Annotated in this window: 23 protein-coding genes; 18 read left to right on the plus strand and 5 right to left on the minus strand. The window is 52.1% G+C overall.

What is annotated here, in order from left to right; translation table 11 throughout:
• The first annotated feature begins 606 nt into the window (after positions 1-606).
• Positions 607-789: a CsbD family protein gene (locus NDI45_RS15550; RefSeq protein ID WP_190791415.1), complete on the plus strand. Its 183-nt coding sequence runs from the start codon at positions 607-609 to the stop codon at positions 787-789.
• Positions 790-1,183: 394 nt separating this feature from the next.
• Entirely contained in the window at positions 1,184-3,979 is a 2,796-nt protein-coding gene (locus NDI45_RS15555; protein WP_190791416.1) for a GAF domain-containing protein, read from the plus strand.
• Positions 3,980-3,997: 18 nt separating this feature from the next.
• Here the strand turns inward: NDI45_RS15555 and NDI45_RS15560 are convergent, their stop codons facing one another.
• Positions 3,998-4,249: a hypothetical protein gene (locus tag NDI45_RS15560; RefSeq protein WP_190791417.1), complete on the minus strand. Its 252-nt coding sequence runs from the start codon at positions 4,247-4,249 to the stop codon at positions 3,998-4,000.
• A 620-nt stretch (positions 4,250-4,869) separates the two neighbouring features.
• Between NDI45_RS15560 and purC the strand changes: the two genes are divergently transcribed.
• The 12 genes from purC (at position 4,870) to NDI45_RS15620 (ending at position 17,420) form a co-directional block, all read left to right on the plus strand.
• Positions 4,870-5,598 carry a phosphoribosylaminoimidazolesuccinocarboxamide synthase gene (purC, locus tag NDI45_RS15565; protein WP_348247872.1) on the plus strand — a complete coding sequence of 243 codons (729 nt, stop codon included), beginning with the start codon at positions 4,870-4,872 and terminating at the stop codon, positions 5,596-5,598.
• Positions 5,599-5,867: 269 nt separating this feature from the next.
• A complete protein-coding gene (locus NDI45_RS15570) occupies positions 5,868-8,417 on the plus strand; it encodes a BamA/TamA family outer membrane protein (RefSeq protein WP_348247873.1) in 2,550 nt (849 codons plus the stop codon).
• A 310-nt stretch (positions 8,418-8,727) separates the two neighbouring features.
• Positions 8,728-9,558: a UDP-3-O-acyl-N-acetylglucosamine deacetylase gene (gene lpxC, locus NDI45_RS15575; RefSeq protein WP_348247919.1), complete on the plus strand. Its 831-nt coding sequence runs from the start codon at positions 8,728-8,730 to the stop codon at positions 9,556-9,558.
• Positions 9,559-9,626: 68 nt separating this feature from the next.
• Positions 9,627-10,148, plus strand: a complete 522-nt coding sequence (gene fabZ, locus NDI45_RS15580) for a 3-hydroxyacyl-ACP dehydratase FabZ (protein WP_190791420.1) — start codon at positions 9,627-9,629, stop codon at positions 10,146-10,148.
• Positions 10,149-10,244: 96 nt separating this feature from the next.
• Complete coding sequence (gene lpxA / locus NDI45_RS15585) at positions 10,245-11,072, plus strand: acyl-ACP--UDP-N-acetylglucosamine O-acyltransferase (RefSeq protein WP_348247874.1); 828 nt, start codon at positions 10,245-10,247, stop codon at positions 11,070-11,072.
• The gene (gene lpxB / locus NDI45_RS15590; RefSeq protein WP_190791422.1) at positions 11,065-12,258 is read left to right on the plus strand and encodes a lipid-A-disaccharide synthase; all 1,194 of its coding nucleotides are present in this window, start codon (positions 11,065-11,067) and stop codon (positions 12,256-12,258) included. The genes lpxA and lpxB overlap by 8 nt, the downstream gene beginning before the upstream one ends.
• A gap of 18 nt (positions 12,259-12,276) precedes the next feature.
• Positions 12,277-12,858 carry an HAD family hydrolase gene (locus tag NDI45_RS15595; protein ID WP_190791423.1) on the plus strand — a complete coding sequence of 194 codons (582 nt, stop codon included), beginning with the start codon at positions 12,277-12,279 and terminating at the stop codon, positions 12,856-12,858.
• 88 nt (positions 12,859-12,946) lie between these two features.
• Complete coding sequence (locus NDI45_RS15600) at positions 12,947-13,939, plus strand: pentapeptide repeat-containing protein (RefSeq protein ID WP_348247875.1); 993 nt, start codon at positions 12,947-12,949, stop codon at positions 13,937-13,939.
• A gap of 122 nt (positions 13,940-14,061) precedes the next feature.
• Complete coding sequence (locus tag NDI45_RS15605; RefSeq protein WP_348247876.1) at positions 14,062-15,039, plus strand: tetratricopeptide repeat protein; 978 nt, start codon at positions 14,062-14,064, stop codon at positions 15,037-15,039.
• Between the two features lie 107 nt (positions 15,040-15,146).
• On the plus strand, positions 15,147-15,662 hold the full coding sequence (locus NDI45_RS15610) for a pentapeptide repeat-containing protein (RefSeq protein ID WP_190791425.1): 516 nt from the start codon (positions 15,147-15,149) through the stop codon (positions 15,660-15,662).
• Positions 15,663-15,674: 12 nt separating this feature from the next.
• Positions 15,675-16,814 (plus strand): 5-(carboxyamino)imidazole ribonucleotide synthase, encoded by a 1,140-nt coding sequence (locus NDI45_RS15615; protein WP_347277857.1) that lies wholly within the window; start codon positions 15,675-15,677, stop codon positions 16,812-16,814.
• Between the two features lie 60 nt (positions 16,815-16,874).
• Positions 16,875-17,420, plus strand: coding sequence for a superoxide dismutase family protein (locus NDI45_RS15620; RefSeq protein ID WP_348247877.1), 546 nt, complete (start codon positions 16,875-16,877; stop codon positions 17,418-17,420).
• Here the strand turns inward: NDI45_RS15620 and NDI45_RS15625 are convergent.
• Complete coding sequence (locus NDI45_RS15625; protein WP_190791427.1) at positions 17,417-18,235, minus strand: undecaprenyl-diphosphate phosphatase; 819 nt, start codon at positions 18,233-18,235, stop codon at positions 17,417-17,419. The genes NDI45_RS15620 and NDI45_RS15625 overlap by 4 nt on opposite strands.
• A gap of 352 nt (positions 18,236-18,587) precedes the next feature.
• On the opposite strand from NDI45_RS15625, the gene NDI45_RS15630 reads away from it, so the two are divergent.
• Together NDI45_RS15630 and NDI45_RS15635 are read left to right on the plus strand one after the other, a co-directional pair.
• Positions 18,588-19,250 (plus strand): DUF3120 domain-containing protein, encoded by a 663-nt coding sequence (locus tag NDI45_RS15630; protein ID WP_348247920.1) that lies wholly within the window; start codon positions 18,588-18,590, stop codon positions 19,248-19,250.
• Positions 19,251-19,465: 215 nt separating this feature from the next.
• Positions 19,466-20,512 (plus strand): adenylate/guanylate cyclase domain-containing protein, encoded by a 1,047-nt coding sequence (locus tag NDI45_RS15635; RefSeq protein ID WP_190791428.1) that lies wholly within the window; start codon positions 19,466-19,468, stop codon positions 20,510-20,512.
• Positions 20,513-20,727: 215 nt separating this feature from the next.
• Here the strand turns inward: NDI45_RS15635 and rpmA are convergent, their stop codons facing one another.
• Positions 20,728-21,015: a 50S ribosomal protein L27 gene (gene rpmA, locus NDI45_RS15640; RefSeq protein WP_190791429.1), complete on the minus strand. Its 288-nt coding sequence runs from the start codon at positions 21,013-21,015 to the stop codon at positions 20,728-20,730.
• Positions 21,016-21,109: 94 nt separating this feature from the next.
• On the minus strand, positions 21,110-21,505 hold the full coding sequence (rplU, locus tag NDI45_RS15645; RefSeq protein WP_190791430.1) for a 50S ribosomal protein L21: 396 nt from the start codon (positions 21,503-21,505) through the stop codon (positions 21,110-21,112).
• Here rplU and NDI45_RS15650 point away from each other — a divergent pair.
• Entirely contained in the window at positions 21,504-21,653 is a 150-nt protein-coding gene (locus NDI45_RS15650) for a hypothetical protein (protein WP_190791431.1), read from the plus strand. The two genes, rplU and NDI45_RS15650, sit on opposite strands and share 2 nt — an antisense overlap.
• A gap of 75 nt (positions 21,654-21,728) precedes the next feature.
• Here the strand turns inward: NDI45_RS15650 and NDI45_RS15655 are convergent, their stop codons facing one another.
• A complete protein-coding gene (locus NDI45_RS15655) occupies positions 21,729-22,172 on the minus strand; it encodes an Rrf2 family transcriptional regulator (RefSeq protein WP_190791432.1) in 444 nt (147 codons plus the stop codon).
• Positions 22,173-22,781: 609 nt separating this feature from the next.
• On the opposite strand from NDI45_RS15655, the gene NDI45_RS15660 reads away from it, so the two are divergent.
• Positions 22,782-23,171, plus strand: a complete 390-nt coding sequence (locus NDI45_RS15660) for an AbrB family transcriptional regulator (RefSeq protein WP_190791433.1) — start codon at positions 22,782-22,784, stop codon at positions 23,169-23,171.
• Positions 23,172-23,361 lie beyond the last annotated feature (190 nt).

The raw sequence follows: 23,361 nt of genomic DNA on the forward strand, positions 1-23,361 counted from the left end.
CCGCAGATAGTTTTGAGTGGCTAGATTCAGCGTTCGAGCATCGGGTTTGTTCATACCTCTATGCTAACAATTTCTCTCCTAATCCTGCCCTCTCTTTCCTTGCCGGGTTAATAAATAACTAGGGTGGAACTTGGAGTAAAGCAATAAAGCGAGCCGGCCAGCTTGCAAGCCTACCCGAGCGGAAAAATGTTGGGGCTGAAGTTTGGATTGGAGATCAACCCCTTGCTGAGACCATTGCTGAGATATTGCAAGAAACAGAAACACTCAAAGTAGATATTGACCCACAATCAAACCCACTTGGAGGAGTCTGAGAACTTGAGCTTAACGAGTTCCCCAAACTTTATTCCTGCTCAACCCCCCTAGCATTGCAGAATTAAGGAGGCAGTTCGCATTGCCATTCGCCCTTTTCAAACACTCTCCAAAATAAATTCGCCCTTCGTAGAATTACTTATACTTGCTCAGAAAAGCTGAATAAGATTGATCCCCGTCTCGATCGCCTCCATTCAAAGGTGGGGATCAACGATCTCTCGATTGGTAGAGGAAAAAGGTGCCCGCACATTGATATCTTTTTCTCATATCAGATTTACAAATTTGGAGATAATAAAAATGAGTGCTGACGACAGATTAAAAGCAACCGCAAAAAACGTAGAAGGTAAGATTCAAGAAGGCATTGGCAACATCACTGGAGATCCTAAAGATCAGGCAGCCGGACAAGCGAAACAGGGTGAAGCCAAAGTTCGCCATACGGTTGAAGATGCCAAAGAAGAAGTGAAGAAAGCGATTGATTAAGGGAAACGCGGTCGAAGCGATCGCCTCATTTCCTGGCTAGGTTGCCAAGCCTCAAACGCTGCAACTCTAGCCACAATTTAAATCCTCTCTTGAGCAAAACGCATATCACCAAGTCTGGACGGTCAAATGTTCAGGCTTTTTTTTGCTGATTTTCCGGTCGAAGCTGGGAATTTTAGGAAAGGTAGACAGCTTTAAACTTTTGTTAGAGTTTTGTAATGAAGTGTTAAGTTCGTCACGGGATAGCGATAGAGCAACCGGATATAGTGGGTATGACCTCACGGCTACGGAAAAGCGGCTGTCGTTAAAAAGCTCAGTTGAGCCACGGATATCTTGCTAGAGAAAACTTGGCTGCTTCGCTATCGTTAACTCGGACGCTCTCTTTCCTTATGCATCTATGAACGTTCCACCGTCTCTGAACTCACATTTGGACTCGCCAGGGAGCAACGGCTTGGGCAATAGTTCGGGCAATAATTTGGGCAATGATCCGGGCAATGATCCGGGCAATGATCTGGGCAATAACTCAAATCCTGGTACGCCTCACTTAGCGATCGATCGACCTGCGGCTGTCGTTCCTGATCAGGTGCTGCCTCCCTGTGATGCCCAAGCAACGCTGCCAGACATTCCCCTGGGAGGAATCCCCTCCCAAGGAGTTGTCAACTCCGATCCCGGTCATATAACCCGAATCAGCAATAGTGCTTTGACTGCCCGCAAACAGTCTTTCTCAGACTTCCTGGCTCCACTCAAGCAGGAGACGTTTAAACAGGTCGTTGCGGATGTAGAACAGCGCCTCCATGTGGTGAATCAGACCCTTTCCCTGCTGGATAATGTGCTCGACGCGAGGGGGTTTGAGCTGATCCTGAATGAAATGCTGCGATCGATCACCCTGAAAACTGGGGAACTGCTCAATGCCGATCGCACCACCATTTTTCTGCTGGATGAGGACAAAGACGAGCTGTGGTCGATTCATGCTGAGGGTGACGACAACGGCAAGAGCCTGGAAATTCGGATTCCGCGCACAATGGGAATTGCGGGAGAAGTCGCGACGACCAAGCAGGCAATAAATATTCCCTACGACTTTTACCAGGACGCACGTTCTAAAGCAGCACAGGAACTCGACAAGAAAAACAACTATCGCAGCTATACGATGCTGACGATGCCGCTCCTGAGCGATGGCGGAGATCTGGTTGCCGTCGTGCAGCTTATCAACAAGCTAAAGCCGGGACACGCCCCCCTCGACTCCCTCGATCAAAAAATCGATTTAGCCGGATTCACCTCCGACGACGAGCAGTTGTTTTCCGATTTTGCGCCCTCGATTCGCCTGATTCTGGAGTCATCGCGATCGTTCTACAAGGCCACGCAACAACAGCGTGCCGCCTCTGCCTTGATTAAGGCAACCAAAGCCCTCAGCCAGAGCAGCCTCGACCTGGAAGAAACCCTGAAAAAGGTGATGGACGAGGCGAAAGAGCTGATGCAGGCAGACCGGAGCACTCTGTGGCTGATCGATCGCGAAAAGCACGAACTCTGGACGAAGTTGCCCAACCGTGACGGGGAACTGCGCGAACTCCGAATTCCGATGGGCGCAGGCTTTGCTGGACAGGTCGCAATGAACGGAGAACCCGTACTGATTCCGTTCGACTTGTACGACCACCCCAACTCAGCAAAATCGAAGGAAACTGACAAAAAGACGGGCTATCGAACGTGCAGTATGCTTTGTATGCCTGTGTTTAACGCCGATAATGAGCTGATTGCCGTAACGCAGCTCATCAACAAAAAGCGCACAGGCAACTTTTTCCCCTATGATCCGGCAACTTATCCAGAAGCTCCAGAATGCTGGCGGGCAAGCTTTAACCGCAGCGACCAGGAATTTATGCGATCGTTTAACGATCAGGCAGGGGTTGCCCTGCAAAACGCCAAGCTTTTTGCCACTGTGAAGCAGCAGGAGCAGACCCAGCGCGACATTCTGCGATCGCTCTCTAACGGCGTGATTTCAACCGACAAGGAAGGCAGAGTGATTGCTGCCAACGAACGGGCGAAAAAGCTGCTCGGCTTTGCAGAATCGGCTTCCTTGGAAGGGCGATCGGTGACGGATCTGATCCTAATTGATAAAAGCAACTTTTCAGGCTGGTTCGCCAATGTCTTTGATGCAGCAAGGGAGCAAAATCGCCAGTACTACTATGCAGATCAAACCCTGCTCTCGACCGATGGAACGACGCACCACAGCATCAACCTTACCCTCAACCCGATCGCAGACGCGACCAATCCTGAACAGGTGTCGGGCGGGCTGGTCGTGATTGAAGACATCAGCCGGGAAAAGCGATTTAAGAACGCCATGTCGCGCTACATGAGTCAGGAGCTTGTCGAGCGGGCACTCAACGGCGAACTGAAACTGGGCGGCGATCGCAAGGAGGTTTCGGTACTATTTTCTGATATTCGCAGCTATACCACGCTGACCGAGAGCATGGAAGCCCATGCGGTCGTTGATATGCTCAACGAATATTTTGAGTCGATGGTTGATGCGATCTTTCGCTACGACGGGGCACTGGATAAGTACATCGGCGACGCGATTATGGCAGTGTTTGGGTCGCTTGTGCCGCTGAAAGACCATCCCTGGATGGCGGTGCAGAGTGCGATCGAGATGCGTGAGCGACTGAAAAAGTTTAATGAAAATCGAGAGCCAGAGCGCAGAATCAGCATTGGAATCGGCATCAACTCTGATGTGGTGATCAGCGGCAACATTGGCTCCAGCCGCCGCATGGAGTTTACGGCGATCGGGGATGGGGTCAATCTCGGTTCGCGGTTAGAAGGAGCCAGCAAACAGTACGGAACCGACATTATTATTAGCGAAAGTACTTACAAGCCCTGTGCTGATCGCATCTGGGCAAGGGAGCTAGACTGCATTCGGGTGAAGGGCAAAAACAAGCCCGTGGGCATTTATGAGCTGGTCGGGCTACGAGATGAGCCGATCGCTGATGAACGCAAGCAGGCGATCGATCTCTATCATCAGGCGCGCGAATTTTATCTCAACCGCAAATTCGCCAGAGCGATCCTGGCATTCGGCACCCTTCTGGAAGACTTTGACTGCAAAGACAAAGCCGCGCAGATGCACCTGAAACGCTGTGAACATTGGTTAACCAATCCCCCGACTGAAACTGAATGGGCAGACGGGGTTTGGACGCTGACTGAAAAATAAGGCTGAAATCATGCCCGTTTACTCTTCAGGCAACTGAAAGGGGTGTTCGCCAACGCCCAACGCTTTGCGGCTGCGTTTGAGTTGCTTCCAGAGCGATCGAACTTGGGTAAATGCCTCTTCGGGCGTGATCTTGCCGTTGGTTTCTAAGCCAGAAATGAAGCTGACGCGCTGAGAAAATTCCTGTAGGTTTGCGTTAAACACCAAATTCTCTGGCTTGACTTCACCCCGGTAGCGGCTCTTGGCGTTGAGAAATTCAGTACGATGGGTCATGGCTTCACCTTCCTTAAACATTCAAATTGCTCTGGCTTTAGCTGGTATTCCTCACGGATGTTACCCGCCTAATAATTGACATAGGAGATTGAGACACTAACAGGGATTTGCTCTTAACCCAAATTTAACCTAAAAACAGCGAGTGAAAACATCATGAGAACCTAGCAGGGCTCAACAATCTGATACTTCTTTCTTTGGGAAGAAGCACTGCGATTGTTTTGTGTAGCAAAGGATACAAAGACAGAACTTAGTAAAGTTTGCTACTCAGTAATGATTTCCCAAATTTAAGGGAGTACGCTCGGGTTTCCAACAAATTCATTCCTGCTTTTTGAAAGAGAGCTACCAAGCCGTCGTTTCGCGAGCCGTTCCGCAAAAAGTTCTTATCAAACATCCGATCAAACACCAGGTCGCACCCTGTATCGAGCGACCCCATTTTAGTAACCCAGTATTTAGTAACCCAATATTCAGCAGCCCGTATTTAGCAAAGTTTGAGTTTGAGCAGCCAGGACAAGTTCGGACGAATTGAAGAACAGCAACTGACCTACCGCCGCTAAAATGGTGTCCTGTTGCAGATTGTTCTAGATCGCACGTTTGATTCTACTCACCCAGGGCTGACCTCCATGACAGAACCTCAAATTTTATACGAGGGTAAAGCAAAGATTCTCTATCCAACCGACGACCCCAACATTTTGTTGACTCGCTTTAAGGACGATGCCACTGCCTTTAATGCCCAGAAGCGCGGCACGATCGTCGGCAAAGGCGAAATGAACTGCGCCATCTCCAGCCACCTGTTTCAAATGCTGGAAGCAAAAGGCGTTCCCACTCACTGGATCGATCGTCCGGCGACGAACGAGATGCGGGTACGCGCAGTCAAAATTGTGCCGCTAGAAGTCGTCGTGCGAAATATTGCTGCGGGGAGCCTGTGCCGCGAAACGGGTTTGGCTGTGGGAATGGAACTACCCCGGCCGCTCGTTGAGTTTTATTACAAAAATGATGAACTGGGCGATCCGCTGCTGACGATCGATCGGCTGCGACTCCTTCAGTTGGCAACGCCTGAACAGATTGAACAGCTTCGCCAGATGGCACTTCAGGTCAATCAAATTCTGACGGCATTTTTTCAGGAGTGCGGCATTACGCTGGTTGATTTCAAGCTGGAGTTTGGCATGGATGCCGAAGGCAATTTAATCCTGGCAGACGAAATTAGCCCGGATACCTGTCGGCTGTGGAATCAGGCAGCAACCGATCCCAGTCAGCGAGTGATGGACAAGGATCGCTTTCGGCACGATCTGGGCAATGTGGAAGAGGCGTATCGCCAGGTGCTAGAGCGAGTTCTGGCACACCCAGTTTAGAGCACAAAAAACCGAATGCTGTACAATGGCTGCGTTTGTGCGGAACTCGCGTGATTTCTGTCAGTCAAACAAGTCAACCCCTTAGCAAGGGTGTCAAACCAGGCAGCGAGGGACAGTACTGAGAAACATTAGAGTGCTTCTCGACTGATGACGGCTTTTGCCTCCTGATTGCAGGATAAGCTGCTCGTCTCAAGTCGATCGTCTGCTGCTCTGATATACTCCTGTGAGCGATGCTCTGGTGTGTGGAAGTGTCAAACTCTTTTACCCGTATGCGTTTTTCTCCCTTTTTTCTGGCAGTCCTGACTGCTTCAGCAACCCTGAGCTTTGTGCGTCCGGTTGGGGCGCAGACGACCGAAGCGGCTTCTGAAACGCTGCCTTCTACGGAGCAAACCGAAGCAACAGACCTGCGTCCTGCAAACTCGATCGCTGCAAACCCGTCCTCGATTAATGCAGCGGAGGCTGCCAGCGTCAATGCTGTGGGTTCCCCCCATTCAGAGCTGCTGATCGCCGCAATGCCGCCTGGGTCTGCTGGAACTACTGTTTTCCCATCAGGAACAGTGCCTGAGGCAACGCCAATCGAGTTTGCACCCGATAACCTCAGAGGGGGAACTGCTTCGCAGCGCATCTCTCAGCTTCCGCCTAACCCCGGCTCGCAGCAGGACGCTCAAATTGACGAGCCGCCCAGTTCCCCGGAGACTCCCCCACCAGGAACCCAGACGCCGGAGCCGGAAAGCCCCAACCAGCTTAATGTGCCGATCGACACTCAGCCCGGATTAGGTGTCGATGTCGATGTCGAGCCAGCTCAGCCCGATGCTCAAACCCCTGCCCCCGCTCCCGGAACCAATATTCCCACCCTGCCGCCTTTCCCTGGAACTGGAACGCAGCAGGCTCCCGACAGCACAACGCCTACCCTTCCCCCGTTTCCTGGAACCGGGCAAACTCCTGGAACGGAACAAACGCCGGGCGGTGCAACGCCATCCCAGGCAGAGCAGTCCGAACCCAGGGTCTTAGTCTCAGAAGTGTTGGTGACCGGGGCAGAAGGCGATTTGCTGAATGAGGTGTATGGCACAATCCAGACCCTTCCTGGTCAAACCACCACCCGATCGCAGCTTCAGCAGGATATCAACGCCATTTTTGCCACAGGATTTTTCTCGAACGTGCGGGCAGTTCCCGAAGATACCCCCCTCGGTGTGCGCGTTACTTTTTTGGTGCAGCCGAATCCACTGTTTCAATCGGTTGAGCTGAGCGGGAGCGTGCTGCAAGAGCAGGGTACTGAAGTCACCTATCAAAACGAGCAGGTTCCCCTTCAGGAAGCCGTTGACACAATTTTTGCCAATCAGGTGGGGTCGATCGTCAATCTGCGGCAGTTGCAGGTGGGAATTGAAAACCTGAACCGTCTGTATCAGGACAATGGCTACGTGCTGGCGCAGGTCATTTCAGCTCCGCAAATTTTGCCGGATGGAACAGTGACGCTGGAAGTGGCAGAGGGCGTGATCGAGCAAATTGGCATCCAGTTTCTCGAAGAAGGTCAGCCGGTTGACGAAGAAGGCAATCCGGTTGAGGGACGGACGCGGGACTTTATCATTACCCGCCAGTTTGAGTCGCAGCCGGGGGATGTGTTTAACCAGAACCAGATTCGCGCAGACCTCCAGCGTGCCTTTGGGTTAGGCATTTTTGAGAGTCTGAATATTGCCCTCAATCCGGGGCAAGATCCACGGACTGTGGATGTTACGGTGAATGTCGAAGAGCGAAATACAGGGTCGCTGGCAGCCGGATTTGGCGTCAGCTCGGCAAGCGGTCTGTTCGGTTCGGTCAGCTTCCAGGAAACTAACTTGGGTGGCAATGACCAGGACTTGAGCGCAGAAGTCCAGCTTGGCGAGCGCGATTTGCTGTTTGATCTCAGCTTTACCGATCCCTGGATCGGCGGGGACCCGAACCGGACTTCCTACACGCTTAATGCGTTTGGGCGACAGTCAATCTCGCTCATCTTTGACGGAGGCGACGAAGAAGTGACGCTTCCGAACGGCGATCGCCCCCGGATTCGTCGCTATGGTGGCGGTATTAGTTTCAGCCGTCCGCTAGGTGATGATTGGCGGGCAAGTCTGGGTTTGCAGTATCAGAACGTCTCAGTGCGCGATGTAGACGGTGAGCTAACGCCTCGCGATGAATTTGGCAACCTGCTGAGCTACAACGAGTCGGGAATTGATAATCTGCTGACGCTCCAGTTCTCGGCGGTGCGCGATCGACGCAATGACCCAATTCAAACCACCAGTGGTTCGGTGCTGCGCTTTAGTACAGAGCAGGCAATTCCGATCGCGGGAATTACGTTTAACCGAGTGCGCGCCAGCTACAGCTACTTCCTTCCAGTACGATTCCTGCGCCTGACCGAAGGCTGCCAGCAGGAAAATCCGACGGCAGAACAATGTCCGCAAACGCTCGCATTCAACGTGCAGGGCGGTACGATTATCGGCGACTTCCCACCCTATGAAGCGTTCGCGCTGGGCGGCACAGACTCGGTGCGAGGCTACGGACCCGGTGACCTGGGCAGCGGCAGCAGCTTCCTACAGGCAACGGCAGAGTATCGCTTCCCGGTCTTTTCGATCGTCAGTGGCGCACTCTTCCTTGATGTCGGCTCTGATCTGGGCACTGCCTCAGATGTTCCAGGCGATCCAGCAGGAATTCGTGATAAACCGGGATCAGGTTTCGATTACGGCTTGGGAGTTCGGGTGCAAACGCCGCTGGGCTTAGTCAGAGTGGATTATGCGATCAACGACCAGGGGGATAACCGCATTGTGTTTGGCATCGGGCAGGGATTTTAGGAGGCGGCTACCGAAGAAGTGTTCCATGTTCCACATTGCCCCCCTAAATCCTCCACTTTTGGGGAACTTTGAAAGTCGAAATCCCTTGGCTCGGTTCCCCAAAATGACCCGCTAGGGAGGCAATACAGATCACGAGGATTCCTCCAAGCTGAGAGTTACTTCACAGCCGCCAACTATTCTAAAAAATCTGCCATTTTCCGTTTCGAGCCATTTCTCTGCATCAGCCTGATTTATTGCTGTATTGCTTAACTACATGCTTGAAGCCTCCACGTCTCGTTTATCTTCCGGTTTTCCTGCTTCACCAGGTCAGGTGTTTCAGCACACGCTGGCACGCTCGTTTGAGCGAGTTGGGATTGGTCTGCATTCGGGAAATTCGGTTTGCCTGCGGGTGTTGCCTGCCCTACCCGGATCTGGACGCTGCTTTGTGCGAGTTGATCTGCCCGATCGCCCCACGGTTCCCGCCCGAATCGATTGCGTGGGACAAACGCTGCTCTCAACCGAACTGGAAAGCGGTACAGCAACCGTGCGAACCGTAGAACATCTGCTGGCAGCTCTTAGCGGCATGGGGATTGATAATGCCCGGATTGAGCTAGACGCGGCGGAAGTGCCCTTGCTGGATGGTTCGGCTTTGCCCTGGGTAGAGGCGATCGAGCAAGCCGGAATCATGGCTCAGGAGGCGGAGCGTCCCCAAGCGGTGCTGACCGAGCCAGTTACCTTGAGTCAGGGCGATGCCTTTATCTCAGCATTTCCGGCAAATGAGCTGCGGTTTACCTACGGCATTGATTTTGATTTGCCTGCGATCGGTAATCAGTGGCAAAGTTGGTCGCCCGATCGCGAAAGTTTCCGGGAGGCGATCGCTCCGGCACGAACCTTTGGGATTGCAGAGCAGATCGACTCCCTCAGACAGCAGGGACTCATCAAAGGTGGTAGTCTTGACAATGCTCTGGTTTGCAGCCGAGACGGATGGGTCAATCCTCCATTAAGATTTTCAAATGAGCCAGTCCGTCATAAACTTTTAGATTTAGTAGGAGATTTGAGTTTGCTGGGAACTTTCCCCCGCGCTCATATCCTTGCCTACAAAGCCAGCCACCAGTTACACACTCAGTTTGCTGCCCGTCTGGCTGCTCTTTTGTTTGCTTAACCTGTTTGCCAACCGATTGTTGACTGGGGCGTTTCACCCTTCTTGCCGTCTTACACCTGGATTGACTCATGGCTATTTTGACTGACGACCCGACGAATACCGCTCATCTCACTGCGGAAGCTGAAGCTAACTCTAACAACACCCCGGCTGCGCGTGCCACGCTATCGATCGAAGAAATTCACCAGCTTTTGCCGCATCGCTATCCTTTCTCGCTAGTCGATCGCATTATTCAGTATGTTCCTGGTAAGTCGGCGATCGGCATTAAAAATGTCAGCTTTAACGAGCCGCACTTTCAGGGGCATTTTCCAGGTAAGCCGATTATGCCGGGTGTGTTGATTGTGGAAGCGATGGCGCAGGTGGGCGGAGTGGTGCTGACTCAGATGCCCGATCTGCCCGAAGGGCTGTTTATGTTTGCCGGAATCGATAAGGTTCGGTTTCGTCGTCCGGTGGTTCCCGGCGATCAACTTGTGATGACTGTGGAACTGCTGCGGGTCAAGCATCGTCGTTTTGGTTGGATGCAGGGTCGTGCCGAAGTCGATGGGCAGCTTGCCGCTGAAGGGGAACTAATGTTTTCTCTGGTTGACCTTTAAGTTTGACCTTGAAGTCAATTCTTTCGCCTTCAATCCTGAACGTCGAGTCACGGCTTTCTCCTGCATCTTCCAATCCCTACCCTCTGCTCAAAACCCTTGACTACTCTGATTCATCCGACTGCTGTGATTCATCCCCGCGCCGAACTCCATCCCACGGTGCAGGTCGGGGCTTATGCGGTAATTGGCGAACGGGTACGGATTGGGGCAGGTACGATCGTCAGTCATCACGCCGTGATCGACGGCGAAACCGAGATCGGCGAACGCAACAAAATCTTCCCCGGTGCGGCGATTGGCTTAGAACCGCAAGATTTGAAATACGACGGCTCGCTGAATCGGGTCACGATCGGCAATGACAATGTGATTCGCGAGTACGTCACCATCAATCAGGCAACGCTGGCAGGCGAAGCGACAGTTATCGGCAATCAAAATTTGCTGATGGCGTATGCCCATGTAGGTCACAACTGCGTGATCGGCGATCAGGTAATCATTGCCAATAGCGTTGCCCTTTCCGGTCACGTCCATATCGAATCCCAGGCACGAATCAGCGGTGTGCTGGGGGTGCATCAGTTTGTCCACATTGGACGGCTGGCAATGGTGGGCGGCATGAGTCGAATTCATCGCGACGTGCCTCCTTTTATGCTGGTTGAGGGCAATCCGGCACGAGTCCGATCGCTCAACAAAGTCGGGCTCCAGCGCGCGGGCTTTGCTGATTTAGATGGCGGCAAAACGATGCAGTCCCTCAAAAAAGCTTTCCGTACGCTTTATCGATCGGGCTTGCCCTTTACCCAAGCGCTCGAACAGCTTGATTTATTGCCAGATCATGAGGCGATCGCGCATCTGCGGCAGTTTTTGCGGCTGAGTCATTCGCTGGGGCGGCGGGGCTCGCTGCCGGGGAAGGCAATGCAGAGACGCGAGGATGATTAGAACCAAACGGCGAATTTTTATCAGTACAGGTGAAGTATCGGGCGACTTGCAAGGTGCGCTGCTAGTCGAAGCTTTGTATCGTCAGGCAGAATCCGCCGGAATTGATCTGGAAATTGTCGCGACCGGGGGCGATCGCATGGCCCAGGCAGGGGCGAAACTGCTGGCGGATACCAGTGCGATCGGCTCGATCGGCATTCTAGAATCAGTGCAATACGTGCTGCCGACGATTCGGGCGCAGCGACAGGTGAAAAGATGGCTACGCCAGAATCCGCCTGATCTGGTGGTGATGATTGACTATTTTGGTCCTAATATCGGTATCGGCAATTTTACGCGCCGCTTTTTTCCGTCTGTGCCCACGGTTTACTACATCGCACCGCAGGAGTGGGTCTGGTCGATGAGTTCGGCAAACACCCAGCGGATCGTGCGAGCCACCGATCGCCTGCTGGCAATTTTTCCGGCGGAGGCAGACTACTACCGGAAATGGGGCAGCGAGGTCGCCTGGATCGGGCATCCCCTGATTGATCGAATGCAAAATGCGCCCAGTCGCTCAGAAGCAAGAACGATACTAAACCTGGATCCAGAGGCTACGGTGATTTCCTTAATTCCTGCCTCTCGTCGTCAGGAAATTCAGTACATTCTGCCTGTGATGTTTGAGGCGGCGCGTCAACTCCAGGAAAAACTTCAGGCAAAACTGCCCCAGGTTGAGTTTTTGATTCCCCTGTCGCTGGAAACCTACCGGGAGGCGATCGAGCAGTCAATCCAATCTTACGGACTTCGGGCACGGCTGGTCGCGGATCAAACCCAGGCAGTGCTGGCGGCTTCGGATCTGGCAATTACCAAATCGGGCACGGTGAACCTGGAGCTGGCTTTGCTGAATGTGCCGCAGGTGGTGATGTATCGGCTCAATCCCATGACTGCCTGGATTGCTGAGAATCTGCTTAAATACGCCGCCCCCTTTATCTCTCCGGTGAATCTGGTGCTGATGCAGCCGATCGTCCCCGAACTGCTCCAGCGGCAGGCAACCCCCGATTGCATTGTGGCAGAATCGCTGGAATTTTTGCTGAACCCCGATCGCCGCAGTCAGATTCTCGCGGACTATGGGCGAATGCGGCAGCAATTAGGCGAGGTGGGCGTGAGCGATCGGGCAGCGCGGGAAATTTTGGATTTGCTTCCCGGAATGGAATAAGGGCAGGAATATGGCTCTATGACTCGACCTGCCGTATTTCTCGATCGCGACGGAGTGCTGAACGAAGAAGCAGGCTATTTGTATCGCGTTGAGGATTTGCGCCTGATTCAGGGAGTAGCGGCAGCCGTGCGGCGGTTAAACGATCGCCAGATTTTTTGCTGTCTCGTTTCCAATCAATCGGGTCCGGCGCGGGGCTATTATTCAGATTCCCACGTCGAGGCACTGCACGATCGCCTGGCGCATTTGCTGCATGTTGAAGCGGGCGCAAAGCTCGATGCGGTTTACTTTTGTCCCACGCTCAGCCCCCCCGAAGGCGGAATTGTATCTCCGTTCGATCGCTGGTCAACCTGGCGCAAACCCAATACGGGAATGCTGGTGGCGGCTGCCTGGACGCATGATCTAGACTTAAGCCGCAGTTTTATGATTGGTGACAAAGCAACGGATATCGATCTGGCTCACAACGCAGGCTGTACTGGGATTCTTGTTCAGACGGGATTTGGCGATCGAGTCTTGACGGGAACTTATCAGCATCTGACCCAGCCTGACTATGTAGCGGCTGATTTGTCTGAGGCGATCGACTGGATTTTGTCTCAAATTTAATCCAGTAGACTACAATTCAGTTCGTTTCCTGGCATCGTCGCTGATCAACGTTCGGTACAAATCGCTACCCACTCACGGTTAAATCCTCATGGCAGCCCGCACGATCGACAAACGAGATATCAGAGCCTTTTCGATTCTGGGCATTTTCTTTCTGCTGCTTGCCAGTTTGATTGGAATGGCAGTCTCTCGCGAAGCCGCACGGGATCACCGAATTCGAGCGCTGCTGAAGGATCGATCGTGCCCCAAGTGCGATCTGGACGGAGCCGATTTGGAACAGGCAGACCTGCAAACGGTCAATCTCGAAGATGCGACGCTGCGGGATGCCGACCTGAGGCGATCAAACCTGCAAAACGGGACGCTGACGCGATCGATTTTGAGTGAGGCAGATTTGACTAAAGCCAATTTAAGCGGGGCAGTGCTGAGCGAAGCCATCCTCAACAGTGTGCTGCTCAAGGAAGCCAATCTAACCGGGGCAAACCTGAGCCTGGCTTACCTGGGCGACAGCAACCTCAGCAAAGCCAATCTGCGGGATGCTAACCTGCGGGGTGCCAATTTGGTGCGGGCGAATCTCAAAGAAGCCAACTTGCAGGACACGACCCTGAGCGAAGTCAATCTCAATCGAGCCGAGCTGCAAGAAGCCGATCTGCGCCGTGCCGATCTGGGCAGTGCCGATTTGCGAAATGCCAACCTCAAGGCTGCGAATCTGGTGCGGGCGAACCTTCCCAGAGCTGATTTAACGCGGGCAGGACTAATCAAGGTGAATTTGCGCGATGCCAACCTGGGCAGTGCCAATCTAACGAATGCCAATCTTAGCAATGCCGACTTGGGCGAAGCGTATCTGGCAGAAGCCGATCTCAGTAACGCCGACTTATCGGGGGCAAATTTAGAAGGAGCAAATCTTGCCAGGGTCAACCTGAACGGAGCGAATCTGAGCGGGGTGAACTTGAATGGCGTTAATTTGCGGCGTGCCGATCTCAGCGGTGTCAATTTGCAGGGCGTCAGCCTTGATACGGTCAAACTTTGCCGCACCACCCTGCCCGATGGATCGATCGCCAATCGCGACTGCTCTCAGCAATCCTGAACCTTTCTTTCCTTCACCGTCTCTTCCCGTTTCTAATCAATTTCTGAATTAATTTCTGATCAATTGTTCTGTTGAATCATTTGAATCATTCTGGTCAATCTTAAAGTGCAGGCAAATTCTCTATGAATCGGCGTTGGCAGGCTCCTTTCTTCCTTTCCGCTCCAGCAACCCCCCAAAGCAAGCGCATTCGATCGCCGCGCAAACGTCCTACTAGTTCAGGGGCAGCGGTGCTGAGTGCAATTCTCCTGAGTTTTTTCCCTGCGATGGGGCTGACGCAATCCCTGCCGACGCTCAGCATTGATAATCAGTCCGGCGCAGCCATGACCCCCGAAGGGCAGCTTAATCTGGGGTTGCAATATATCCAGCAGGGACAGGTCGATCAGGCGATCGCAGCGTTCCGGCAGTCTGTCACCCTTGATCCTCGCTTTGCCGCGTCTTATTACAATTTGGGGCTTGCTTATCGGCAAAAAGGACTGCTTCAGGATGCAGCAAACGCTTTTTACCAGGCGATCCAGGTAGATCCAGCACTGTCGCTTGCCTATGCTAATTTAGGCGCGGCTCTGCTAGAAGGCAACAATTTTCCCCTGGCGCAGCAGTATTTGCAGCGATCGCTTCAGCTTGACCCGAATCTGGGCTTGGCGCACTACAATCTGGGCTTGGTGCTGCGGCAGCAGGGCAACAGTCAGGCAGCAATGCCCTATTTTCAGCAGGCAGTTCGACTCAGCCCCAATGCGCCAGAGCCATCCTACTATCTTGGATTAATTTACCTCCAGCAGGGACGCACCCCCGACGCGCTAAAAGCGTTTCAGCAGGCGATCGCGCTCAATCCCCGCTATCCTGAAGCGCAGTACAGCCTGGGATCAATTCTGTATCAGCAGGGCAAATTGAATGACGCGCTCAACGCCTTCCGGCGATCAGCAGAGGCAAACCCCAACTATCCCAATGCCTACTACGGAGCGGGGTTAGTTTTTCTGCGGCAGGGTAATTATGCCGACGCACGGCGGGTATTGCAGTACGCCACCGATTTATTCTCGATGCAGGGTAATCGCCAATGGGCAAACAGTGCGGCTCAGCTTTTACAGCAGGCACAGCGTCGCTAGAATATTGCCAGGACAGAACCAGCGCAAAAGAAAATTTCCCTTTAACCGATCGGCTAAAATTCGATCGCGCTATCTGTCAAGATAGAAAAATTGATTCCCGAAACTTTATGTGGCAATTACCCCTGCGGGGAACGGCGAAGCGATTAATTTCTGCTCTGCTGACGTTTGTAATGACGCTCATGCTCTGGTGTTCTCCTGCCCGGGCAGACTGGACAGCACCGCAGTCATTTAGCAATGCTCAGCTTAAAGGGCGCGACTTTTCCGGGCAAGAGCTTCAGGGGTCAGAATTCTCGAATGCCAACCTGGAGCAGACCAATTTTGAAGACGCAGACGTGCGAGGCGCGGTCTTTAGTGCTTCGACCATGACAAAGGCAAACCTGCGGGGGGCAGACCTGACCAATGCAATGGCAGATCAGGTGAATTTCAAAGGGGCATCTTTACGGGAAGCCGTATTAGTCGAATCGATTTTGCTGCGATCGATCTTGGAGGACGTAGACATTACTGGAGCAGACTTTACCAATGCCATTCTGGACAGGGCGCAAGTTAAAGCTCTGTGTGAGTCCGCAAGCGGCATTAATCCAAAAACGGGAGTGATGACCCGCGAATCTTTAGGCTGTCGCTAGTAGGAAAAATCTGTGAATCAGCCCATAAATCAGCGGATCGGCATTATCGGCGGCGGACAATTGGCATGGATGATGGCAGATGCCGCTCAACGACTTAATCTCGCGCTGGCAATTCAAACTCCCAGTCCGTCTGATCCTGCCGTGTCGATCGCCGCTCATACCGTTTTTGCCCCGATCGCTGATGCTGCTGCAACTGCAAAACTGGCAGAGTTTAGCGACGTGATCACCTTTGAAAACGAATTTGTTGATTTAGAGGCACTGCGTTCTCTCAGTCAGGTGCGGTTCTTTCCCAGCCTCGACTCCCTTGCCCCCCTCCTGGACAAATATGAGCAGCGATGCTTTTTGCGCGATCGGGGTCTTCCCACGCCCGCCTTTGCCGCCTTTGATCCTGCCCAATTGCCCGATGCCTACCCCGTAGTTCTCAAGTCCCGACGACTGGGCTATGACGGACAGGGCACGTTTATCTGCCGCGATCGAGCTGTCCTAGAAGCTGTCCTGCAAAAAATTTCGGTTGCCAATCCGCTGTCTCACTGGGTGCTGGAGGAATTTGTGCCCTTCGATCGCGAGTTGGCAGTCATGGTGGCTCGATCGCAAACTGGGGAAATTGTTGTCTATCCCGTGGTGGAAACCCAGCAGGAAAATCAGGTCTGTCAGCGCGTGATTGTCACACCCGAGTTTGATTTATCCGTTGTGGAGCAGGTGGAATCGATCGCCCGATCGCTGTTGAAGGCACTGAACTACGTGGGCATAATGGGCATTGAGTTTTTTCTAACGCAGGACGGTAAAGTGCTGGTGAATGAAACGGCTCCCCGCACCCACAATTCAGGGCACTATTCGCTGGATGCCTGCATCACCTCGCAGTTTGAGCAGCAGCTTCGCACAGTTGGCGGTTTGCCCCTTGGAAGTCCTGCTCTGACCGTGAATGGAGCGGTAATGGTGAATTTGCTGGGCTACGAAACGGCAGCGTCAGATTACTTGGAAAAACGGCAGCAGATCGCTCAAATTCCCCGATCGCACCTTTATTGGTACGGCAAATCGCAATCGCGCCCTGGTCGAAAATTAGGTCACGTCACGGTTTTGCTCGATGAAGGCAATCGCGATCGTGCCTTGCAAGTTGCCCGACAGGTAGAGTCGATCTGGTATCCCGGTTGAAAACCTGCGACAGCTCATCGACAATAGGTTCACCAATCTAAAAATAGGATTGAAGAACCGATGGCAAATTTAATTTGGAGATGGATAACCAGACTGGGAACCGTTCTGCTGCTAATGATGACGCTGGCTTGCAACCAGCAGCCGACCCCGAACGCAGGCACAGCGCAGGCAATTCTTCAGGGTACAAGCGATCCCGCAACCGTTGCGGGCGTTGTGAACTTTAAGGAAACCGATGCCGGACTGGAAATTGAAGCAAACCTGACTCAGGCTCCTGACGGCATACACGGCTTTCACGTCCATGAGTCTGGGAGCTGTGCAGACGAAGGAAATGCTGCCGGGGGACATTACAATCCCGACAACGTTAAGCATGGATTACTGGTTCGGGATGGCTTTGCCAATGCCCATGCTGGGGATCTGGGCAACGTTGAAATCAGTCAGGGTCGGGCAACCTACCGCGCCACGCTGCCCGGACTCACCCTCAGCAACGGAGAATACCCAATCGCCGGACGAGCCGTAATCCTGCACGAAAAAGCCGACGATTTTGGACAGCCGACGGGCAATGCAGGCGGTAGAATCGGCTGCGGCACGATTACCCCCACAACCTAACGCTGCAACACGTCAGCAGCAACCGAGAGCAGCAAAACTGCACCAAACGCCAGACGATACCAGACAAACACCCAGGTATTCTTATTCTGCAAATACCGCAGTAACCAGGCGATCGCCAGGTAGGAAAAGATAAACGTCGAGACAATGCCGACAAGCAACGCCAGCAAACTGTCCAGACTGCCAAACGCTTTTCTTGCCTGAAACAGAGTCGCGATCGCCAGCGTCGGAATACCCAGCAGAAAAGAAAACCGTGCTGCCGTCTGGCGTTCTAATCCCAAAAAAAGAGCGGTTGTGAGCGTTGACCCCGATCGCGAAGCCCCTGGAATCAGCGCGATCATCTGCCCTAAGCCCACCAGAATGCCATCTCGCGTTTGCAGGTCGTCAAAGCCGCGCTTCCGGCTACCCACTTTCTCAGCAAAACCCAGCAGCAACGCCATCACGATCGACGTAATTGCGATCACAACCGCGCTTTCCGGCACAATATCTTTAACCGCATAGCCGACTGCCAGCGCGGGAATTGTCCCGATCGCAATACCCACCAGCAACTTCCATTCTTCCCGCCCCCAGTCTTTCTGCTGAAATGCCTGCCATGCGCCCGACAGGATTTTCTGAATATCTTTCCAGAAGTAGAAAGTGACCGCGATCACGCTGCCAAACTGAATTGCATCGACAAAATACTTTTGTCCGAGGGCAGTCCAACCAAATAACTGCGTCACAATTAATAAATGGGCAGTGCTGCTGATGGGTAGGAATTCGGTAATTCCCTGCACAAGACCCAAAACCACGGCTTGAAAAAGTTCTTGAATTAGTTCCACAACAGTTCTCTCGTATCAGTTCTGACGTACCGGACAGCTCCGGACAGCTATAGACAAGCAAAAGCAGCAATCAAAAGCGGTACAAGAACAGTTCTGTTCTCGTTCAGCTTACAGGCTTCCTGGTACTTATGCTGCCTTGCGCGATCGTCTTCAGCAAAATTTTAGGTCAGCCTAAAAATCCGAAGGGCAATCGCAAAATTATCTTCACGCGGATGCCCCCCAGGGGGATAAATTTGTGATATGTTAAAAAAGTTGAACTAAAAGATTAGAAAAGCCGTTGTCCCCCTTGTCTTCAAGAAAGCTGTATTCCCTGTCGAGTCCGCTTGAGTCTGCCGGACTGGAAGAACTCCCAATTTCAATTCCGCTCATTGAGCGGCTGCCCTTAACCTGGCGATTCCTGCTGGCTTCTGCCTTCCTGGTGTCGATCCCGGTGTTTTTTCAGGCTCCCTTGGTGCGATCGGCTCCTTGGTTTAGCCTGGTGATGACGGGCGGCTGGTTCTGGCTCAGTGCATGGCTGCGATCGCGTCCCCGGTCAGCGGAATGGGGGGATCTGCTCATGGGCTTTACCTGGACATGGCTAGCAGGTTCGATCTACTGGGGTTGGCTGCGATGGGAGCCGTTGCTGCATTTGCCAGTCGAATCCGTTGGGCTGCCTTTTGCGATCGCAGGTTTACGGCGCGGGCAAGACCGCATTGGTAACTGGTTTTATCTAGGGTCGCTGTTTGGCACTGCCATGACCGATGCCTATTTTTATGCAGTCAACCTGATTCCGCAGTGGCGGCAGCTTGTGCAGGTTGAGCCTCATCTAATGGAGCCCATTTTCCAGAGCGCGATCACTCAAATGCAAACGCCCTGGGGAATAAGTTGGGCGATCGGGTTGGGATCTGTGCTGCTGCTGGTCGGAGGTTTACCGCTGCGGTCACAACAGCTTCACTGGTGGACTTTAGGCGGTGCAGTTTTGAGTACGATTCTGGTAGATGGGCTATTCTGGCTGGCTGCAATCTCCGTACTGTGATGCTCGTGTAGCAAAATAATTCAGGTTTTGCAATAAGTTCGGTATAAACCGATTGTGATTGCTTTGTCTTGCAACTCATCAAACCGATCGCAGAAAAAATATAGTCCTAAATGATAGGTAGGTTAGATTAAAGGGGAAAAATCCTGATCAACGCGGATTATATTTGACGCAAGGCTCTCTATAATTCAAAGGCTGAGAGTCCTGTAGCCGAGCAAATGCGTCAGAATGCGTCACACGGCAACAATACGGTCTGTGAAACTGCTGTGAATGGACAGTCTGTTCCCCATCTAATCCTGCATACAGAGTCGGGAAACCGCTACTTTTCACTTGTTGGGAGCAACTGCTGGAGAGTCGGGCGAGGCGACGACAATAACTTTGTCTTGCCCGATCGCTGGATCTCCCGAAACCACGCGCTGCTTCAGCAAATGGAAACTGGCGATTTTTATCTGATCGATCTGGGCAGTCGCAATGGTTCTTTTGTCAATGGGCGGAGAGTCAGTGTTCCTGTGACGCTGCAAAATGGTGATCGGCTCACGTTTGGGCAAACCGAGCTAGAGTTTTTTGCTCCCAATTCTGATTCCAGTGCCCCAACTCTGGGCAATGACTCTCAAGAATTTACTGCTACCGCTACGCTGCATGTCCGTCGCCTGATTTCCGTGCTGGTTGTAGACATTCGCAACTTTTCAGGCATGACGCGCCAGATTGACGAAAAAGTACTGTCGGAAGTAATTGGAACCTGGTTTCGCTGTGCAGGTGATATTATTCGCGATTATGGAAGCTGGGTCGATAAATATATCGGCGATGCGGTAATGGCAGTTTGGATTCACGGCGCGCAGGGCATCAGTCCGGGTGAAATGATGCGGGTTGCCCATGCCCTCAGTACTCTACACAAAATGACGAGTCAGCTTCACGAAACCTATCCGCTTCCTGCTCCGATTCGCATTGGTGCAGGGCTGAATACCGGATACGCAATGGTCGGCAATACGGGCACAGGCGATCGACCCGACTATACCGCCCTGGGTGACACGGTAAATGCTGCCTTTCGGCTAGAGTCTTCTACAAAGCAAATTGGGATGGATATTGCCTTAGGAGAAACGACCTATCGCTATCTCGTTGAGGCAGGAGTGAAACCCGAAGTCTTTATCCCCAAAACGGTACATCTTAAAGGTTATGATCTGCCAACCCAAACCTATGCCGGGCTCTTCTCGGATCTAGACACTTTCCTGCAATCAACGCAGGTTCAGGACAAGGCACAGGGGTAGACGCTCCGGGAAAAGGGGTTGGGCGATGAGGGGAAGGCTGTTCAATTTATAAATTGAATAAAGGTTCTTGTCATAAAGGTTCATGAAACAAAAAAGGGCAGACCCATGAGCCTACCCTCCAATGTCAAATGTATTCAAGCGGTGAGTATTCAAGCTGTGAAACTGAATTTCAAACTGAAATTTAATTCTCAGAATTAAGCCAGTACAGCCTGGGATTAAACCATTGCCGCTTCAACCGGAGCCGTTGCAGGAGCCGGATAAACGCTAATCTTTTGGCGGCTCTTGCCTTTGCGTTCAAAAGTGACCACGCCATCGACCAGGGCAAACAGCGTGTCGTCGTTGCCGCGCCCAACGTTGACGCCGGGGTGAAACTTCGTGCCCCGTTGCCGTACCAGGATATTGCCAGCACGCACAACCTGACCACCAAAGCGCTTCACGCCCAGCCGTTGAGCATTAGAATCTCGACCGTTACGGGTACTGCCCGTCCCTTTTTTGTGAGCCATCGTTTCCTCGAATGTTGACTAGGGTAGAACTTTGACCAGGATAAATCCTGATTCAGAATGAATGCGAACTGCCTGCGATCGAGTTTAGCCCGAATTATTCGGCGGCTACCGCTTCGGGTGCTGCTTCAGCCTCAGATGCTGCTTGAGCCGCTGCCCTTCCCGCCACGATCGCACCATTTAGCGAGATCGAATTGATCATCAGGCGCGTAATTTCCTGACGGTGTCCCCGCTTTTTGCGAGTCTTTTTCTTAGGCTTCATTTTGTAGATCAGCACCTTCCGTCCGCGAAAATGACGCAGCACCGTTGCCTCTACCGTTGCCCCTGTAACCATTGGCTGCCCGATCGAAATCTCCCCATCGTTTTCGACAAAGAGAACGCGATCGATCGTCACTGCCCCATCTGTATCAACGGCGAGCCGCTCAACATCGTAGAAGCGACCGGGTTCGACCCGAAACTGCTTGCCGCCCGTTTCAATAATTGCGTATGTCATGATATTCCTCAAAGATTGCCGTACAGGTAGCCAGGAGCGCGATCGGTCAGGGTATCAGCCCTCCCTTATCAACACGCTTTACTCAGCATTTTTTACTCAGCATTTTTTGCAGAGCGATCGCCAAGCAGTCCGGGCATTTTGCCGTTAAACCTGGTCCGAGCGATTAAACGCCAAGAGACCATTCTCGCGAATTGAAGTGGGGAGTGTCAAGTTTAAATCGGAATTAAACCACAAAGCTAGCGGATTCGCCCTGAGCTGCCTGCCGACTGCGGGCATCGTAGTACAGGTCTTCGAGGGTAATGCTATAGAGAGCTTCTTTTAATTTGGTGTGAAGTCGCTGCCAGAGGGTAAATGTCACCCAATCTTCTACCTGATTGGCTTCGGGTGTGAGGCGCGGCAGGGGTTCGATCGTTTCACCGACGGCTTCCAGGATATGACCGAGGGAAATTTGGGCGGGAAGACGTGCCAGTTTGTAGCCCCCCTGAGACCCGCGCACCGATTCCACGAGTCCGGCACGCCGCAGCTCAATTAACAGTTTCTCGAGATAGGGAGCGGGAATGTCCTGGCGTTGAGCAATTGCCCGAACAGAAGTGGGCTGATATCGGGGCTGAAAGCTTAAGTCGAGCAGGGCTTTGACGCTGTAGTGTCCGCGAGTGGTGAGCTTCATTCAATCCTTAAATAAGCCATCCTTAATAAAATTCAATTACGAAAAGGCAGCGATCGGATTGCAGCCACTCTATTATCGATCAGGCTGAATGAATCGTTTTTTCGCTTGATTATCAATTGGAAGGGACAGCCCCAAGGAGTTGTCTATTGGAGCGAATCGATGAACTAGGGTGAACGCTGACCCTGCCTATTTAAAACCGAAATTATTGAGGGCGGACAAGCAGCATGATGCTGAGTTCATGAGAAAAAAAGTAATCCGCTTTTTCAGACCTGCGCTATATTGAAACCTTTTAGTTCCTGAGCAGGGTGATCCAGATTTGTAATATGACTCTGTAATGCTAGAACGATCGATCAGGATTAGTAAAGTCAAAATCATTTGAGTCGATCAAAAAGCTTGCATTTTAATACAAATCACATGGAAAAAAGTTGACTGACCACGGTAATATAGATTCAAAAGCTGATGCAAAGCGATAGATGAATGATGACAGAATTATCTATAGCGAGATTATCAGCGAAATTGTATTCCATCGTAGTATCTCACAGGAGTCTCTCATGGCAGTATCTCACTGTGAGGTGCCACCGTTCCTAATCAATGATCCAGCCCAAACGAATGAGTAAAAAGAAAAAGATAGAGCCTTTAACCGGAGAAGCCCTTCTGACGAAGGTTAAAGAACTAGAGCACGTCAGCAAAGAAGAAAAGGCGAAAGAGTGTGGCTATTACACCATTACCAAAAATGGCGTAGAGCGCGTCAACATGATGAAGTTCTACAATGCCCTTCTGGAAGCAAAAGAGATTGAACTCGATGGCAAGCAGGGCAGCAACGGTCGTGGTGGACGCAGTGCCAGCTATCGAATTACGGTTCAGGCAAATGGTAATCTGCTGATTGGGGCTGCCTATACCAAGCAAATGGATTTGAAGCCAGGAGATGAATTTGAAATCTCTCTCGGTCGGAAACACATTCGCTTAAAGCAACTTGAAGGCGAGGATTTCGAGGAATAAAGCCTTGAAGGTTTGATTCTGGAAAACAAAATCTTGCAAAGTTGAGAAGTGTCTGAGGCAAAGCAAATTTGGCAGGAGGGTCGCTTCTGTCAAACCTCATGACACTTTTCTAGCTAATCTTCATCCTGACGGATGAACGCGAAAAGTTTGACAAAATAAGTCTGACAAGATAAGCCCGACAAGGTAATTT

Origin of the sequence: Leptolyngbya sp. GB1-A1 (genome assembly GCF_039962475.1) — a bacterium.
GTDB lineage: Bacteria > Cyanobacteriota > Cyanobacteriia > Elainellales > Elainellaceae > Leptolyngbya_A.

Bases quoted from the DNA above. Each gene is read 5' to 3' on its own strand.
- NDI45_RS15550 (WP_190791415.1), top strand. From the start codon at position 607: ATGAGTGCTGACGACAGATTAAAAGCAACCGCAAAAAACGTAGAAGGT.
- NDI45_RS15555 (WP_190791416.1), top strand. From the start codon at position 1,184: ATGAACGTTCCACCGTCTCTGAACTCACATTTGGACTCGCCAGGGAGC.
- NDI45_RS15560 (WP_190791417.1), bottom strand. From the start codon at position 4,249: ATGACCCATCGTACTGAATTTCTCAACGCCAAGAGCCGCTACCGGGGT.
- purC (WP_348247872.1), top strand. From the start codon at position 4,870: ATGACAGAACCTCAAATTTTATACGAGGGTAAAGCAAAGATTCTCTAT.
- NDI45_RS15570 (WP_348247873.1), top strand. From the start codon at position 5,868: ATGCGTTTTTCTCCCTTTTTTCTGGCAGTCCTGACTGCTTCAGCAACC.
- fabZ (WP_190791420.1), top strand. From the start codon at position 9,627: ATGGCTATTTTGACTGACGACCCGACGAATACCGCTCATCTCACTGCG.
- lpxB (WP_190791422.1), top strand. From the start codon at position 11,065: ATGATTAGAACCAAACGGCGAATTTTTATCAGTACAGGTGAAGTATCG.
- NDI45_RS15595 (WP_190791423.1), top strand. From the start codon at position 12,277: ATGACTCGACCTGCCGTATTTCTCGATCGCGACGGAGTGCTGAACGAA.
- NDI45_RS15600 (WP_348247875.1), top strand. From the start codon at position 12,947: ATGGCAGCCCGCACGATCGACAAACGAGATATCAGAGCCTTTTCGATT.
- NDI45_RS15605 (WP_348247876.1), top strand. From the start codon at position 14,062: ATGAATCGGCGTTGGCAGGCTCCTTTCTTCCTTTCCGCTCCAGCAACC.
- NDI45_RS15610 (WP_190791425.1), top strand. From the start codon at position 15,147: ATGTGGCAATTACCCCTGCGGGGAACGGCGAAGCGATTAATTTCTGCT.
- NDI45_RS15620 (WP_348247877.1), top strand. From the start codon at position 16,875: ATGGCAAATTTAATTTGGAGATGGATAACCAGACTGGGAACCGTTCTG.
- NDI45_RS15635 (WP_190791428.1), top strand. From the start codon at position 19,466: ATGCGTCAGAATGCGTCACACGGCAACAATACGGTCTGTGAAACTGCT.
- rpmA (WP_190791429.1), bottom strand. From the start codon at position 21,015: ATGGCTCACAAAAAAGGGACGGGCAGTACCCGTAACGGTCGAGATTCT.
- NDI45_RS15650 (WP_190791431.1), top strand. From the start codon at position 21,504: ATGATATTCCTCAAAGATTGCCGTACAGGTAGCCAGGAGCGCGATCGG.
- rplU (WP_190791430.1), bottom strand. From the start codon at position 21,505: ATGACATACGCAATTATTGAAACGGGCGGCAAGCAGTTTCGGGTCGAA.
- NDI45_RS15655 (WP_190791432.1), bottom strand. From the start codon at position 22,172: ATGAAGCTCACCACTCGCGGACACTACAGCGTCAAAGCCCTGCTCGAC.
- NDI45_RS15660 (WP_190791433.1), top strand. From the start codon at position 22,782: ATGAGTAAAAAGAAAAAGATAGAGCCTTTAACCGGAGAAGCCCTTCTG.